Origin of the sequence: Okeania sp. SIO2C9 (assembly GCF_010672455.1) — a bacterium.
In the GTDB taxonomy this organism is placed as follows: Bacteria; Cyanobacteriota; Cyanobacteriia; order Cyanobacteriales; family Microcoleaceae; genus Okeania.
In genome coordinates, this window is the sequence record NZ_JAAHGO010000093.1 from 1 (window position 1) to 15,494 (window position 15,494).

Here is a 15,494-nt window from a genome sequence, read left to right on the forward strand (position 1 = left end):
CATCCGCGCACGAGTTTCCGAGTGCCCCCCGGCAACTAATAACACTGTACCACATATTCAATTCACTTGCCCATAAAATAAAAAGTCGCCCTACAAGGGCGAGGCTTTAAACCCAATTTTTCGGTAAGTGTTCCTGAAAAAACAAAAATAAAATTAAAAACTGAAAAACTATATGAAATGGTGCGATGAAAAATGATTGGGGAAAGAGAATATTGAGAGGAATATTGAGAAAAGTTCCCAAAACGAAAGTTTCTCCCGGACAAATACCGTTACCATTTTTGAGAGAAAAAATAGTCTGGATAGAAATTCCAGTAATAGCTCAGACAGCGATACATTTTATAAAAGCGAACCGTTTTCCTAATTATTCAGTAAACTGGTAGGGGCAGGTTTTTTCAGAAATTTTGATACATTAGCAGTGATTTATCTAAATTCACCCCTTTTCAGTTATCAGTTATCAATGGGAAATTTTGTAGGAGCGAGCTTTTTCCAGAATCTTGATACATGGCATTAATTTACCTAAACCCACCCCCCCCTCACTAGCAACCTTTGAACTATTATCTATATAGGGAGTGTAAAATAAGAATAGTAACTTTACCCTATTAGCTTGAGACATGACAAAATCTGATACTATTGACAAAAATCATACTCAGATTGAACCGGAAAAATCAGATAAATCAGAGGAAAAAGTAGAATCCCAGAATTTATACCTGCGCCTATCTAGCTATGGTTTACCACATAAAACACCATTTTTATTGGGCATATCATTAACAATTTTTGGCTCATTTGTTACTTTCTTTATTCCACAAATTAATCGCTATGTTATTGATGTAATTATTCCTGAAAAACAATTCAATATGCTGCCTTGGGTAGCAGCACTTATCCTATTGATGAGTTTAGTAGGAGGTATATTATCTTTTTTGCAATTGTATGCGATAAAAATCTTTGGAGAAAACACAATTAAAAGTATTCGCATCAAGCTATATCAACATCTTCAATTCTTATCCATTAGTTATTTTGAAAATCAACGTACTGGGGAATTAATATTACGATTGGGAAGAGATGTAGAAATAGTCGGGCAATTACTTAACTCTAATTTAATCGCAATTCTAATTGATAGTTTTGCTTTTATTGTCGTTTTTATTTATTTATTAATCAGTAATTGGCTTCTAGCAATAGCGATCGCTCTGACTTGGCCTTTGATAATTTATCTTTTACAGTTTACTCAGAAAAGACTCAAAAAAATATTCCAAGATACGAATCGAGCAAGAGAGATAATTAGCAATCATTTACAAGACACTATATCGAATATTACAATCATTAAATCTTTTGGTAACGAGCAGTATGAAATTGACCGATTTAGTGAATATAGTAATAATTATATGGAGAAAAATCTCCAGGCAACTCGGTTTTTAGCTATATCTACACCTGTAATTAATACCCTGAATAAACTAGGTAATGTCATTGCATTAGTTTTTGCTTCTTGGGGAGTAATGGTCGGTAGTTTGACTATTGGAGAATTAACAGCTATTTTGAGTTATGTCACCCTCCTAAATAAACCAATTAGTCGCTTTAATGGGTTAATAGGTATGATTCAAAAAGCAACTGTATCAGCTCAAAATATTTTTTCAGTTCTAGATACTAAACTGGAAGTTACTGATAAGGAAAATGCTATTGATTTAACCTCTATCCAGGGAAATATCAAATTTGAAGAAGTGGGATTTGGTTATCAAGATAGGGAATTAGTTATTGAGAATTTCAACTTAGATATTAAACCAGGAATGTCAGTAGCTTTAGTTGGTTCTTCCGGTGCTGGAAAAAGCACAATTGCTAAAATAGCAGCACGTTTTTATGACCCGAAAAAAGGGCGAATTTTAATTGATGGACAAGACCTAAGAGATGTAAGTTTAAATTCATTGCGATCGCATATTGGTATTGTTCCTCAAGAGACATTACTGCTCTACGGTACGGTACGAGATAATATTGTTTACGGTAAACTAGATGCGACAGATGAAGAAATTGAAGCAGCAGCAAAAGCGGCCAATGCTCATAACTTTATTATGAGTTTTCCTGATGGTTATAATTCTATTATTGGCGAGCAAGGAGTGAAGTTATCAGGAGGACAGAGACAAAGAATAGCGATCGCCCGAGTTTTGTTAAAAAATCCCCAAATTGTCATTTTAGATGAAGCAACTTCAGCTTTAGATTCTGAGTCAGAAAAATTAATTCAAGAGTCTGTAAATAATCTTTTTCAAGGACGTACTAGCTTAGTTATTGCTCATCGACTGTCAACTATTTGTGATGTCGATTTAATTGTAGTTCTGGAAAAAGGCGAGATTGTGGAAATGGGAACTCATGCAGAATTAATTGCTAAAGAGGGAAGATATGCTTATCTCTACGGACTACAATTATCTGAAGATAAATAAGCATTCAGCTATCAGTTATCAGCTATCAGCTTTATTATTTTTAAAGGAGAAAAAAGCAATAGTTGAATGCTTACTAAAATAATTCAGAGTTAAGGTTTTAGAAAGAGCGCAATTATATTAATACAGGACTTACGCAAATTGACTTTTAAACCACCATATGTTGGGGCAAATGGTATTCGCTCTATCTATATGTAGAGTCTCTGCGTAAGTCCTGTAATAGTAATGAAACTTGATATAATAGTTCATAAAAATATAGTCAAATATGACATATCTTCATTTTGCAAGTGTTACCCTGACTGGGTGTTAGCGTAGCTCCTCCGGAGGAGGCACTACAACACCACGCCAGTTGCTTCAAGTCGGGGGACCCGCAAGGGCGCACTAGCTTCTCTATCCCATAGTCAAAGACATTTGGGACTACTTTTTTCATTATATTTATAGAGCCGTTCACGCACCTAATCGATTAATCCTTTCATGGTGATTAAGTGCAACATTTAACCTACTCAAAGCTATTCACCTTGAATCTGTATAGCATCACCAGTTAAAGTGATGGCTGTTCGCCTAGTCCTGCAAAGCTCGTAGCATAATATTACGAGCGCCGTTCCAATCCCTATGGGCACTATAGCCACATTTCGGGCAATGAAACTTTTTATTTCCACCTAATTGCTTGTGAACATGACCGCATTCAGGACAAGTTTTTGAAGTATAGGATTCATTACACAATACTACTAAAACATTATGCCTATTAGCCATCTGAATTAAATGCTGCTGAAATTTATAATGGCTCCATGAGAGCATATTTCGAGCTGTGCGTTTATTTAGTTTGCGACTAGACTTGACTACCATTTCAGATGTAGAAAAAGTAGGCAAAAAGATAACTTTGTATTCTTTTACTAAAAACTGTGCAACTTTATTGTGTAAATCCTTAACTAGACTTTGAATTTTTTTCCTAATACGATAACTTGCTTTACGCATTGCTCGTCGTTGACGTTTAGCCACGCTTAAGTCAATGCGACTCATTAAATTATCTAGGTGAGAACACAGCCTCTGAATTTTCCCCATATCTCCATGGCCAAATTCCACAATTTTTTCCCCATCATATCCAGTGATCAAAGTACGCACTCCAGGGTCAAGAGCAATAACTTTTGATTGCTTTGTGGGATAGGGTTGCTTATATTCTGGAAAAATCCCATACCATTTTCCACGCTCAAAAACCAATTGAGTACCATAACTACATTCAGCAGGAAAACCTTCTGGTGAACGATAGGTCAACCCCTTCACCTTGGTAGGATACCAGTGGTTTTTCTTGTAGTTATCAACTTTGAACTTGATTACTTGAGACGGTTGACGGCAAGATTTAAACTTTGCTATACCACCATTAGCTATAGCTTGTTTGTGACCATCTACTGCATCAGCGACTGCTTCTTGTAATTGATGTCCAGGCAATTCTTTAACCCAATCTGGACCTTCGGCATCGCGAGCTAACTTTTGCAAATCGTAAGCACTTGCTTTGCTGCCGTCTCTGAGTTGGGCAATCGTCCAATTGTATATCCAACGATAAGCACTAATCCAACGTTTCCAGACTTTATGCAGTTTGTTAGATGGAAATACCCTGAGCTTCCTGACACTGTTTGGTGTCAACTTCCGGGTCTGGTTCCGAGGTTTTGTCTTGAATCGCTTTACTGACTTGCTTTTGGTATTTTCTGAGTCCGTAAAGCCTTGCACTAAAGCAATGGAGGATGGACAAGATATCTTCAACGAGTTCTGCCTCTGGAGATAAGTTTCTCTGGTTGAGAACCAGGAGCTTGACCCCATTTTGCTGACATAACCATTCAATAAGTGGGAATCCAAATCGAACTGCTCTATCGGCGTAAGCGACGACAAGTGTTGAGATATCACTTGCACATATTCGTTCCAATATTTTGAGGAATTTACGCCGTTTAAAATTGAGTCCACTTCCAATCTCACAAACAAGTTCAGCGTTGGGGTACTTTGCGCGTAAAAACTCAATTTGTCGGTCAAGGTCATCTCGTTGTCCATGACTAGAGACTCTTGCATAAGCGACAACTGGCTTACTTTTGGGATGTTCTTCATCAATGCAGAATCGTCGCTGGTTCCCTGGAGTTCTGATGCTGTCAAGCTTTCCTTCATTATCCCATCGTCTGAGAGTGCTGATGTTGACACCGTAATATGCTGCTGCCTCTTTCGGCGTGACATACTTTTTCATACCTTATTAAAATTTACTAACTATATATTAGCAGTTTTAAAAAGGTTTGACAAGGTTTTTAGTTAACTATTGTTGCTCTTGAATTATTAGCCTACCTGATAATACCATTAAACATCAGGTCGAGAATTATTAAATTTTGTTAAATATTTAGTAGCTCTTTTGTACAAATTCACGAAGACATTTGGCATTGTTTGACTATATCAGGGCTTACGCATTTTTCCGACAAAAACACAATATATACCATAGTGCTATAGTTTTTATCTACTATATGTAGTGCCTTTGCGTAAGTCCTATATATATGACTATATTTATGTACAACGTTTATAATACCAATTTAAAAAAATAATGTTATCAATAATTGGGTTAACTAAAATGCTGGAAGTCAGATTGATATTTGAGAAAAAGAAATTGCTTGACCCTAAAAAATGATATTGAAGCCATTCCTACTGGCTAATGTAGGGGCGTTTTGCTCCGCAACATATAAAGCGGAGCTTTGCTTTAGCAAATGGCCATTCGCTCCTACTGACTACTAGAAACAACCGTGTGTATTTCTAGCAAACATTTATCAAATTGGTATAAGAGGGTAAAGTGAAAGATAGAAAATCTAAAAATACAAAAGAAATATTATCAGAAACAGAGCAAGATATTATTAAAAAATCTCAATATACAGAGCCTAAAATTAGCAAAAATAATAATTTACACTCTGTATCAAAAATGTTGAGTAAAAAATTTCAATCTCCCTTACAAGCACCAAAAGTTGACAACCCAAAAAAACCGGAAAAAATAGATAATATCTCTCAAGGTAGTAGTGGAAAAAACAGCATCAAAAGCACAAAGTTGGTTGTAGAGAAAATTGCCAGAATAGTTAAGATAAAAGAAATTTTTGGTAGTCGTAAATTTTGGTTAGGATTAGGTGGTGCCGGAATAGGTAGTATTATTATTTATGGTGGAATAACTTGGCTGAAATTAGAGCAAAGTTTACCAGATATTGCCGATATTTCTTCCTATAGTAGAGACGGCACTTTAACAATAAAAGCCGCCGATGGTAAAATCATTCAACAAACAGGACCTGCTACTAGAGAAAAAATCAAATTAGAAGATATTCCTGCTCCCTTAGTTCAAGCTTTTATTGCTATTGAAGACAGACGCTTTTATCAACATACAGGAGTTGATTATCGGGGAGTTATTCGAGCACTTATTTCCAACTTAATTGCCAGAGATGTTGTGCAAGGAGGTAGTAGTATCACACAACAGTTAGCGCGGATGGTTTTCCTAGATATGGAACAAACTATCTGGCGTAAACTCCGAGAAGCAATGCTAGCTTGGAAATTGGAGCGGGAGTTATCCAAAGAAGAAATTCTAGAGCTATATCTGAATATAGTCTATCTCGGTTCCGGTGCTTATGGAGTCACTGATGCTGCCTGGGTGTACTTTAGCAAACCAGTTTCAGGACTAACTTTAGCAGAAATGGCAACTTTAGCAGGTTTGCCACCAGCACCCAGTGAATTTTCACCCTTAGTAAGTCCAGAAGCAGCTAAAAATCGTCGAAATATCGTGTTGGGAGTAATGCAAAAAGCAGGTTTGATTTCTCAACAGAGAGCTGAAATAGCGATCGCTAAACCAATGGAAGTACAACCCAGTGCACCGAAACGTCTGATAGTAGAAGCTCCATATTTTGCCAACTATATCCAGAAAGAGTTACCGAAATATGTTTCTCAAGAAGTCATAGATGCAGGTGGTTTGACAATAGAAACAACATTGGATCGCAATTGGCAAGAAATAGGGGAACAGGTAATTCAAGAAGCTGTAGATATTGATGGTGTTCGCCAAAGATTTGATCAAGCAGCATTAGTCGCTATTGAAACTAGCACTGGAGAAGTTAAAGCATTGGTAGGAGGTCGAGATTTTGCCGAGAGCGAATTTAACCGCGCTATCCAAGCACAACGTCAACCAGGTTCAACATTTAAAAGTTTTGTTTATGCAGCTGCAGTTGCTGCTGGTTTTCCTCCCACTGATGGTTATCGAGATGTACCGTTTACAGTAGATGGTTATAAGCCAAAAAATTATGGTAAAAAGTATGCTGGGTGGCGATCGATGATTGATTCTTTGGCTTATTCTGTGAATGTTGTAGCGGTACAGGTATTGATGGATGTGGGATTTGAACCTGTGATGAAATTAGCTGAGGATATGGGAATTAAATCTGAGGTCAAGGCTACATATTCTATGGCGTTGGGTACTTGGGAAGTAAATTTATTAGAGTTAACAAATGCTTATGCTACTTTGGCAGCAGAGGGTAAATTTATCGGTGCTCACGGAATTAAAAGAATAATTAATCAAAATGGTCAAGTTGTTTATGAAGCTTATGCTCAACCAAAGCAGGTTTTAGACCGCGGCAGTGCTGCAATAGTTACCTGGATGTTAGAAAATGTAGTTAGATATGGTAGTGGTGCTAATGCTTATTTGTACGATCGACCTGTAGCTGGCAAAACGGGTACAACTGAGGATGCACGAGATTTGTGGTTTATTGGTTATATTCCACAAGTGGCAACGGGAATATGGTTAGGAAATGATGATAACAAACCAACCTGGGGTGTCAGTAGTACAGCAGCTTTTAATTGGCGACAGTTTATGAAACAGATAGTTGAGGATATACCTGTTAAAGATTTTCCTGACAAACCCAGTTTTTACGACCGCGAACCTACTATTGAAGCTAAACCTGTAGAACCAGAATGGATTAGATATGGTCAAATTGGACCCGATGGTAGGGATGTGAATGATAGAGATTATGATGATAGCAATTATTAGATTTTGCTTGTTCTTTGAGAATAGTGGCCGAGTTTTATGAAGATTTGATGAAGACACTGATTTCCTGGTTTGTAGCGTCCTCAAGATGGATTACTCGATGGGTGGTGAGTTTGGTGGTTTGATGACATAGAATACTAAACATAGATTAGGCGAAAATCCTTTATTTTACCTAGCCTTCTCCCAAACAGACCAAGATGGAAAAGCTTCAATTAATTTGAGAAGTGGAGTTGATTCAACTGTAAATACCTATGGATGAGTAACCGTTGACGGTATAAGTTGAAGCATTAGGGACATTGCATAAAACTTCCTGACAATACTAAAATTTCATCCCTATTCCTAGCATGGATATCAGTAAATTCTCAGAGTAATAGCCTAGTTTTATGAAGATCTGATGAAAATTTTAATTTCCTATTGCTTCTGTTTTTTTCTGAGATTATCATTAGAGTCATAATAAATATAATTCTATATAGCATACATCTGAGTTTACAAAAGCTTGATATATGTATATAGATTTTAGTTGACTTATTTGTAGTCTAGCTAAACTGAGATTTAGTATTAATTATTCAGAAGGAAAACTTTAAGAGGCAAATTTGATGAAACTTATTTATCGTGGCATTAGTTATGAATATAATCCCACTAGTGTTGAAGTAGTTCCTAGTGTAGCAACAGGCAAGTATCGCGGTGTAGAATTTCGGTTCAGTAAGGTCAAGAACGCACCCGCTATGCAACCCCACTATAATTTGACCTATCGTGGGGTGAAATACAATGTTAAACCTAATACTGATTCTGTTTCCCCTGTTTCTGAGAAAGCTGGTACTTTAAAAAGAATGGAAGCCTAACTTACAGCCGTTGCATCATCAAGGGACAAATAATAGGAATTAAATAAAACAGACTCCAAAAAGTATCATGGGGGCAAAATTTTCTCTAAAACTTAGAATTTTTCAATTTCCCAGCTCATTCCTAAACTATACTGCTCCATGTTACTCTAACTAAAGATAATATTTCTTTTTTCTTCTTCCGTAAGCATTCAGCTATTAGCTGTCACTCTCAGCAATAAGACCCCGCCTCTTAAGGCGGGGTTTAAGTCAAGCTTTGATCGCGCACTAAAAGCAATGGATGATAAGCTGATAGCTGACGGCTGAATGCTTATTTTCTTCCTTAATTATAATGTTTGATTGTATCATAGTTGGCTCCGGACCAGCAGGAGCAAGTGCCGCATATCATCTAGCAAAAAACGGACGTTCTGTATTAGTCTTAGAAAAAGAATCTTTACCTCGATATAAACCCTGTGGAGGTGGAGTTTCTCCTATTGTTCAACAGTGGTTTGATTTTGATTTTACACCAGCTATTTCTCTGAAAATAAATTCCATTCGTTATACTTGGAAAAAGGGCGATTTAGTGGAAGTTAACCTAAAAAATCAAGAACCTATTTGGATGGTACGCCGAGAAGTTTTTGATTATTTTATCGTTCAGCAAGCGCAAAAACAGGGAGCAGAAATTAGAGATAAAACTAAAGTTATAGGCATAGAATTTAAGAATAATAACTGGCAAGTTAATACCAATAATCAATCATTTACTTCTCGCTATTTAATTGCTGCTGATGGTGCTAAAGGTTCCATGGCAAAATGGTTGGGTTTTAACAATCGTAAACGTTTTGCTGGTGGTGCTATGGAAATAGAAGTACCAATTAAAAATCAGCAAATTGATAGTGCTTATTTTGAGTTTGGAATGTTAAATAATGGCTATGTTTGGAACTTTCCTAAAGCTGATGGATACTCAATAGGAGTAGGTACATTTTGGCGAAAACACGGTCAAAATTTTGGAGCTTTATTAACAGAATATGCCACTCTGTTTGAAGTAGATATTCAAAATATTCAGAAATTTGGTCATCCTTTATGTTTGTGGAATGGCAATCAAAAATTACATACACAAAATGCTGTTTTAGCAGGAGAAGCAGCTTGTATTGTTGACCCTTTTACTGCTGAAGGAATTCGCCCTTCTATATTTACAGGAATTAAAGCAGCAAAAGCAATTCATAATTCTCTAAATGGGGATTTATTTGCTTTAGAAAAATACACCCAAATAATTAATGAAGAATGGGGTAAAGATATGGTTTGGGCACAACGTTTAGCCCAAGGATTTTCTCACTTTTCACATATTGGTTATCAAGTAGGTGTAAAACGACCTCGCGCTACTACTATTATGACTAAAATTTTGTCTGGAGAATTGCGTTATTCAGATGTAGTAGGTTCTGCTTTACGACGACTTTGGCAAAGATGAAAATTTATCAGGATTTACGCACGGATACTAAATTTAGTGAAGGCGTTAGCGGAGCTTGACGTTAGTCAATGCCATTCGCCCCTACATATGGCGTTTTCAAGGTAAATCTGCGTAAATCCTAAATTTAGTATTTTAGGTAAGAGTTGGGCAGAAAAATCATTCTTACAATTCTTACTCCTACCTCCTCGCTCATTCCTATTTCTCCTGTCTCCTGTCTCCTGTCTCCTGTCTCCTACCCCTACTAAAAGACTAGTGAAGCGCAAACCCTAATTAATAAATTAAATCATCTTTAATTAAAGCTTTAAATTTAGGATTTGAGCTAATTTTAAAAAAATCAGCATCAGTTTCTGCCATCTCTCGATATGGTTGACCAGCACCTAAATTAATTGCTTGTTCTAAATTTTCAATAGCTAAATATAGCTTATCCTGTAAAGCATAACAACGAGCTTTATTATAGTAAGCCAAAGAATAATCTGACTGAATTTTTATGGCTTGGTCAAAACAAGCGATCGCCTCAACCCAATTTCCTAAATTGGATAAAGCTTGACCTAAATTATTCCAAGCTTCCTGATAGTCTACTTTAATATCTATTGCTTTCTCATAACTAATAATTTCTCTTTTAGTATTCCCCAAATAAAACAAAGTTTTTCCTTGAAAATTCCAAGCTATATAATTATTAGGCTTAAGTTTGATGACTTGTTCAAAAGAATTCAAGGCTTCCTGATACCTTCCTAATTCAAATAATGCCTTGCCTTGATTAAACCAACCTTGGTATAAACTTGGTTTAATTTTTATTGCTTGTTTGTAATTTTCAACTGCTTCTTGATAACGTCCTAAACTACTCCAAGTATTTCCAGCATTGTACCAAGCTTGATATAGATCTGGTTTGATTTTTATTGCTCTCTCAAAAGAAGTTATCGCTTCTCGATATTGTTCTAAATTATTAAGTAAATTACCTCGGTTATACCAAACTAAATGAGAATTTGGTTGAATCTCTATCGCACGATTAAAGTTATTTAAAGCTGACTGGAATCTACCTATTAATTTCAAGGAATTACCTCGATTATTCCAGGCTTCATAGTAATCTGGTTTAATTTTTATTGCCTGATCGAAAGCAGTAATAGCCTGTTGATGCTTCCCCAATTTACTAAAATTTACTCCCAGATTGTACCAGCTCTGATAATCATCTGGGGAAATTTTTATTCGTCCATCCATTTCATTTTTCAAGGAAGAAGAAATAAATAGCTTTAATCATTATGATCTTGAGATTCAAAGATTTTTACTTATGAAGCAATATAGATTTTTTGTAAGCATTTAGCATTTCCTGCGGAATGCTGCGCAAACAGCAGTTAGCTATCAGCTCTTGAGAAACATCTACATTTCCCACCGTAGAATTGTATCAATTAAACTCAAACTCATCGTTCTTGTGGTTCATTCTCTGATTAAAAATGTAATAGAAGTTAAACGAATGCTTGCTTCATTGATTAAAAAGCTAAGAGCTGAATACTTACAATGAGTTAATAGCTGATAGCTGATAGCTGACTGCTGAATGCTTACTTTACAGCAAATATTCATCCCAATAGTATCAATTATTTCAAATCTAATAAACCGCTGGTTTTTAGCTTGGGATTAAAGCGAATATTTTCTTCTAAACCTCTAGTTTTTAATATTTCTAAAATATTAGCTTCAACTCGCCTAGATATATTTTTTAAGAGTTTTTCTTTAGCAACTTCATCAATTAATGGGTCGTGATATTGTATTGCTTCTGCTTCTGTCATTTCTTGTTTAGCATCTATTGGCTGGTTCCACTTTGCTTCTGCGGCATCATTACCTATAGGTAAAGAGCCATTTTCATTAATCCAAGCAGTTTTTATACCTTCTAATATAGTACGATTCGGACGTTCAATAGTTTGTACTTTTAGCCAATAGCAACTATGAGGTTGACGGACTAAGTGTTGTTTAATACTCTGATATATATCACGAGAATAACCTACAAATAGTAATTTTTTATCATGATCAAAAATTCCATAAACACCTATTTTACCTTGTAAAGAAATTGGTAATTTTCCTTGAGAATTAATATAAGGTAAATATTCTAATTCTGACAGTTCTGGTATTTTAATTTCGGTATTAGTCATTGTTTTATATTTTCCTGTTCCAGGGTAATGTTAATTAATTCGGAATTGATAAAAGTTGATTAATCTCTGGTGATTTTATAGATGGCGCAGAGACGGCTTGGTTGAAATATTTTAGCTTTAAACATAAAGTTGGGTGGAACGTTAATGATAATATAGTCACTGGATTCGTGATACTGCTCAAATTCTTTTGCCATTCCTTTAGGTGTTTCTTTACTGTAGGGAATTGGTTGAAATATTAATTCAGTAAATTCTAATTTTTTCACTGGTAATTGTGAAGTAATTTGTTGAAGAAAATTTTCACTTGTTAATAATTTGAATAACATTTGTTGAGCATCTTTTTCTAACGTAAAACTACTTTCAAAGCTTTCAATGATTTTTATACCCACTTTTTTTTCCTTTTCCATATTCATCAAATTTGGCTATGGCTGTTGAGATAGTATTGCTTCTTACTACCAAACAGGAAATAGCCTTTACTTATATTACTATTTGTTTGATTCAACTCAACTACTTTTGAAGAAATATAAAGATTTGTTAAAAGACAATTTTATCTAATAATTTATGATACAATTTTTACCTAAATATTGTATGTTCTACTATTACACTATAAAACCTAACATATTCAATGGGGATCTTGATTTATGGAAGACACAGAAACATCATCAACAGTTTCAAATAATCCCCAAAGTCAGCCTCATTGGCTACAAATAGCAGAATATACTGCTGTAGTGGCTTCAATTTTTGGTTCAGGTTTGGCATTGGTACTGGAAAAAATTTCGTTTGTTGCACCCCCAATAACATTAGCATTGGTATTGAATTCAATTAATAGAAAAAGATTTGAGGAAAAAATACAAAAACATATTAACAATGAGGTAGAAGAACTAAGAATAGATATTGATTCCGTCGATGGGTATCCGGATAAAATACCAGAAAAAATTACTGAATTAACTCCAGAATCTCCCATAAGTTTCTCTCAAAATCAATCAGATTTTGAATTCAATACAATTACCAAAGAAGACTGGGAAACAATCAATACTAAATTTTCAGATATTGATGAGGAATTACAATCATTAAAAGATTTAACTACAGATTTACACCAGCATTTAGGAGATAATTTACAATCAACAAATAATGCTTATATGTCCAATAAAATCGAGGAACTACAAGCACAAATAAATAGGTTACAAGACTTAAATCGAGATCTAGTTAGGCCATATTTTATTCGTCTAATTCGTGCAGTTAAACAACTACAGAAAATAATCAAGTCTTAGTTATTAGGCTGTGCAGAAAGTAAACAGTTGAAAATCAGTTTTGATTTTTCTGGCTCTATAACTTTTCCCCCGTTATCTGGGCAGCAATCAAATTTATGTTTATGGCAAAATTATAATATCGAAAATTTGGAGTGGATCTAGATAAATTCCACTTCTAGAATTCTAGAAAAATTATTTTATTAATAGCTGATACTATTGTAAATCAGAAATTCACTTTTAACTAATGACTATTTTTGAAACTTTCTTGAAATTTTTATTAATAAGTTTAGCAACTATCTACACTTCTGCTTTTGTATTGCTAAGATTGTTGCAAAACCGATTGATATTTGAACCTGCACCATCGGTATTAGCAACTCCTGCTACTGTTAATCTTCCATATCAAGAAGTTTGGTTGTCAATTCCAAATTCTCACAAACAGACAGAAAAAATATCTGGTTGGTGGATTCCTCAAACTAATAGCAATTCTAGAGTTATTCTCTTTCTACACGGTGCTAAAGGTAACATGGCAGCTCGGAAAAATAGTTACAATCTCGAGCGGGTTGCTAAACTATATCAGTTGGGATTTTCGGTATTTATGATTGACTATCGGGGGTACGGTAACAGTAAAGGACGGTTTCCCACAGAAGCTACTGTTTATGAAGATGCATTGGTAGCTTGGAATTATTTAACTCAAGAAAAAAATTTTTCACCAGAAGAAATTTTTATTTATGGATATTCTCTCGGAGGTGCGATCGCTGTTAATCTTTGCCTTCAACAACCACAAGCAGCAGGATTAATTGCTGAAGGTTGCTTTACTTCCATTAAAGACATGGCTAAATACAGACGTCGAATCCAGATATTTCCCCTCAACTTACTGGTAACCCAAAAATTTGACTTTATTAACAAAGTAAAATTATTGCAAATGCCCGTTTTATTTATTCATGGAATGAAAGATGAAGTCGTACCTGTAACGATGAGTCAAAGATTATTTGCAGCAGCAGCAGAACCGAAAAAACTGCTGTTGATACCAAATGCTGGACATAATGATCTGGCAGAAGTAGATAGCGATCACTACATAGCAACTCTACATGAATTCTTGGACCAGATAGTAAATAAGTATTCTAGTATTAGTCAAGAATCTATTCATTAGTTATGTATAGCAGAGTAAGCATTCAGCTATCAGTCATCAGCTATCAGCTTTTTTTTATTACCTTTAAAGGAGGAAAAAGTAATTGAGAGATTTCCAATAATTAGTTGAAAATGTATTATGAAGTTAAGTCGATGGTTGCTTTATTAATTAAAAACCTGAGAGCTTACTGCTTATGGCTAAATGCTTATATAGCAGAAGGAAGAAGAAAGAAGGAAGAAGGAAGAAGGAAGAAAGAAGAAGGAGAAAAGGAAAAATCTTACTTTTGGGTTGTCTCAGATTAAACCATAAAATATTCAACAAAAGGTAAAGACAAATGCTATTAATTGACCCGCCTTATTTTTCTGGTTTTGAGGCTATACCATTAGAATATCAAGATAAATTGTGGTTAGATGCTTTACCTTGGTATTATAAAAATGAACAAAATCAAGCAAATGCAGTAGTAATTTGTTTACATGGTTTTACTGCTACTCCTTATGAAGTTCGTCCTGTAGGAAGAGCGTGTTTCAAACTTGGAATTGATGTCGTAGCACCTCTTTTGCCAGGTCATGGTTACTCTCTTTTTATAGAACAAAGAAGAGAGTTTTCTAAGATTACTAAAGACATAATGTTGGAGGCAGTACGTCAAGAAATTATTCAAGCGAGAAAACACTATGATTTTGTCGGAATTTTCGGACATTCTATGGGTGGAGCGATCGCTTTAACAATGGCAAGCGAAGGTTTAGTGGATGCTTGCACTGTGACAGCACCAGCAATTCAATTACCACTTAGAGCTGAAATTTTAATAGGTTTACTCAGTTGGATAAATATTTCAATACCTAAAAATCCTGACAACTTTTATAATCCTAATTATCTATTTGAAAACTCTAAAGCAGCTCTGGTACTTCAGAGAATAGCTTTACATTCTCGCCAATATCTTGCTAAGATTACTTGCCCTACTTTAGTAGTTCATTCCCATAACGATCCTTTAGTTAATTCTATGGTCGTAAAATTGATTGAAGAACAAGTTAAGGGGAGTTTTGAAGCCATTTGGTTTGATGAATCTGGCCACGTTATGACACTTGATGTTAAAAGTAAAGAAGTTTCAGAAGCGATCGCTCAGTTCTTAGCTAATCAAATAAAATAATATGGCGTTGCTGAATGATTGTATGATTTTTAGTAGAAAGATGGCATACAAGTCGAGAGTCATCTACTAAGATGACTTAAGTAATTCTTTTTCATCCGCCAAGA

At 35.1% G+C, this 15,494-nt stretch carries 13 protein-coding genes; 8 read left to right on the plus strand and 5 right to left on the minus strand.

Annotated features, from left to right (window positions below; all coding sequences use genetic code 11):
* Positions 1-611 precede the first annotated feature (611 nt).
* Positions 612-2,423 carry an ABC transporter ATP-binding protein gene (locus F6K23_RS35195; protein WP_293165099.1) on the plus strand — a complete coding sequence of 604 codons (1,812 nt, stop codon included), beginning with the start codon at positions 612-614 and terminating at the stop codon, positions 2,421-2,423.
* 558 nt (positions 2,424-2,981) lie between these two features.
* Here the strand turns inward: F6K23_RS35195 and F6K23_RS35200 are convergent.
* Both F6K23_RS35200 and F6K23_RS35205 read right to left on the minus strand, forming a co-directional pair.
* Positions 2,982-4,061, minus strand: coding sequence for a transposase (locus tag F6K23_RS35200; protein ID WP_293165101.1), 1,080 nt, complete (start codon positions 4,059-4,061; stop codon positions 2,982-2,984).
* Positions 4,018-4,647, minus strand: coding sequence for an IS607 family transposase (locus F6K23_RS35205; RefSeq protein WP_293165102.1), 630 nt, complete (start codon positions 4,645-4,647; stop codon positions 4,018-4,020). The genes F6K23_RS35200 and F6K23_RS35205 overlap by 44 nt, the downstream gene beginning before the upstream one ends.
* 714 nt (positions 4,648-5,361) lie before the next feature.
* Here F6K23_RS35205 and F6K23_RS35210 point away from each other — a divergent pair.
* The 3 genes from F6K23_RS35210 to F6K23_RS35220 all read left to right on the plus strand — a co-directional run bounded on the left by F6K23_RS35210 (position 5,362) and on the right by F6K23_RS35220 (position 9,732).
* Positions 5,362-7,452 carry a transglycosylase domain-containing protein gene (locus F6K23_RS35210; protein ID WP_375340817.1) on the plus strand — a complete coding sequence of 697 codons (2,091 nt, stop codon included), beginning with the start codon at positions 5,362-5,364 and terminating at the stop codon, positions 7,450-7,452.
* Between the two features lie 593 nt (positions 7,453-8,045).
* Entirely contained in the window at positions 8,046-8,291 is a 246-nt protein-coding gene (locus F6K23_RS35215; protein ID WP_293165105.1) for a DUF4278 domain-containing protein, read from the plus strand.
* 328 nt (positions 8,292-8,619) lie between these two features.
* Complete coding sequence (locus F6K23_RS35220) at positions 8,620-9,732, plus strand: geranylgeranyl reductase family protein (protein ID WP_293165106.1); 1,113 nt, start codon at positions 8,620-8,622, stop codon at positions 9,730-9,732.
* Positions 9,733-10,002: 270 nt separating this feature from the next.
* On the opposite strand, the gene F6K23_RS35225 is transcribed toward F6K23_RS35220, so the two are convergent.
* From F6K23_RS35225 to F6K23_RS35235, 3 genes are all read right to left on the minus strand, one after another.
* Positions 10,003-10,947, minus strand: coding sequence for a tetratricopeptide repeat protein (locus tag F6K23_RS35225; RefSeq protein ID WP_293165107.1), 945 nt, complete (start codon positions 10,945-10,947; stop codon positions 10,003-10,005).
* Between the two features lie 374 nt (positions 10,948-11,321).
* Complete coding sequence (locus F6K23_RS35230; RefSeq protein WP_293165109.1) at positions 11,322-11,870, minus strand: GIY-YIG nuclease family protein; 549 nt, start codon at positions 11,868-11,870, stop codon at positions 11,322-11,324.
* Between the two features lie 59 nt (positions 11,871-11,929).
* A complete protein-coding gene (locus F6K23_RS35235) occupies positions 11,930-12,256 on the minus strand; it encodes a hypothetical protein (protein ID WP_293165110.1) in 327 nt (108 codons plus the stop codon).
* Positions 12,257-12,508: 252 nt separating this feature from the next.
* Here F6K23_RS35235 and F6K23_RS35240 point away from each other — a divergent pair, with 252 nt between their 5' ends.
* From F6K23_RS35240 to F6K23_RS35255, 4 genes are all read left to right on the plus strand, one after another.
* A complete protein-coding gene (locus F6K23_RS35240) occupies positions 12,509-13,138 on the plus strand; it encodes a hypothetical protein (protein WP_293165111.1) in 630 nt (209 codons plus the stop codon).
* Between the two features lie 223 nt (positions 13,139-13,361).
* A complete protein-coding gene (locus F6K23_RS35245) occupies positions 13,362-14,267 on the plus strand; it encodes an alpha/beta hydrolase (protein WP_293165112.1) in 906 nt (301 codons plus the stop codon).
* A gap of 131 nt (positions 14,268-14,398) precedes the next feature.
* A complete protein-coding gene (locus F6K23_RS35250) occupies positions 14,399-14,548 on the plus strand; it encodes a hypothetical protein (RefSeq protein WP_293165113.1) in 150 nt (49 codons plus the stop codon).
* A gap of 32 nt (positions 14,549-14,580) precedes the next feature.
* Positions 14,581-15,390, plus strand: coding sequence for a carboxylesterase (locus tag F6K23_RS35255; RefSeq protein WP_293165114.1), 810 nt, complete (start codon positions 14,581-14,583; stop codon positions 15,388-15,390).
* Positions 15,391-15,494 lie beyond the last annotated feature (104 nt).